The following is a 1,356-nucleotide window of genomic DNA, read 5'->3' on the forward strand; positions in this document are numbered from 1 at the left end:
CTACTATTCTCAGTGGAATGGCTGTACGGACCTCTCCCCCTCTTTCTTTGAGAACAGCGTTTCCTATTTCGCGGAAGAGAAAAAGCTCTACATCCAGGTCAGTCCCGTTTATGAGTTCGAGGCAATGTTCGATCTGTATGAGGATTTGGAATACCTCATTCCAGAGAAATATCAAAGGGAACCAACAGAGCAGGAGGTAGAATCCTGGCGCGGCGGGCTTCAAACGCTCCGAGAAAAGTTCGGACGCACTTTTTGCGTCAATCCCCCTGATCCGCTCTATCCATGCGACGCATCTGAACAGCGGATCAACGCATTCAGCGGCACGACGATTGTCGTGCCGCTGGGTGAGGGGATCTTGAATTTTTGTTATGCGGATTTCAGCTCCGCCTTTGAGCGCTGCGAGACAGCTTATCGGCAGCTCACGCAAGTCGCCGATACTCCGCCAGCGATTCACAGCGCCGAAGAAGGCGTTATCCATATCTTTGAGCAATACGAGGAACTATTTCCAGCTCTCAGCGAGGTTTTCTACTCCTCCATATACACGGCTGCTTTCCCTCCACAGTTTGCTCGGGCAACAGAGAAGGCTCTGGAGTATTACCAGCAGCATCTCTCCCTCTTGCAGGCGGAGTTACTGGAGCTTCTTGAATTCTGCCTGGATAAAAATTTCCGTCCCGAAGTGCTTGGCCAGTTGTACCCGTCGGAGCGTTACAGCCTCTGGTGCAGAATCAAGGGCCTTTCCTCATCGCATACACGCCAGGAAACTTTCCAGCCAGATTCTTACGATCCGCATGGCACAACGATGCCCTTTGGGGCTGATCTTGATAAACTGGATACCAGCGAAGAGGTTATTTTGACGCCTGAGCAAAAAGCCTTTTGTCAAGAATATAGTCTGCCAGAGTATGAGCTTCAGATGCACTATAAAATTCCCTGCTTCATTTCCTCCAGTTACACCTGCAGCAACCTGCGGGATATGTTGTACCTGGAATTTTCAAAAATCCTGGAGGCTGGACTGGAGTTCCAGAAGTGCAAACGCTGTAGAAGGTATTTCATTGTCAAAGGCAACTACCACGGAGCTTACTGCGACCGCATTGCGGAGGGCGAACACCGCACATGCCAGCAGCTTGCGGCGCAGGAAACATATCTGGAGAAACTGAAAGACAACGATGGAAAGAATCCGCTGAGTATCTATCAGCAATACTACAAGCGCTACTTTGCCAGGGTTCAAGCAGGGAGCCTCAAACGAGAAAAATTCAAGCTGTGGCAGTATGAGGCTGTTCAGAAACGGGATGAATGTCTGGGTGGTGCACTGACCTTGGACGAGTTTGAGAGCTGGCTGGACAAAAGCATGCCCAATAG

General features: G+C 50.3%; 1 protein-coding gene. It reads left to right on the forward strand.

The annotated features are described in order from the left end of the window. A partial coding sequence (locus JX325_RS16865; protein ID WP_243414157.1) for a DUF6076 domain-containing protein occupies positions 1-1,356 on the forward strand: 1,356 nt, incomplete at both ends.

Origin of the sequence: Oscillibacter sp. CU971 (assembly GCF_905219725.1) — a bacterium.
Lineage (GTDB): Bacteria > Bacillota > Clostridia > Oscillospirales > Oscillospiraceae > Oscillibacter.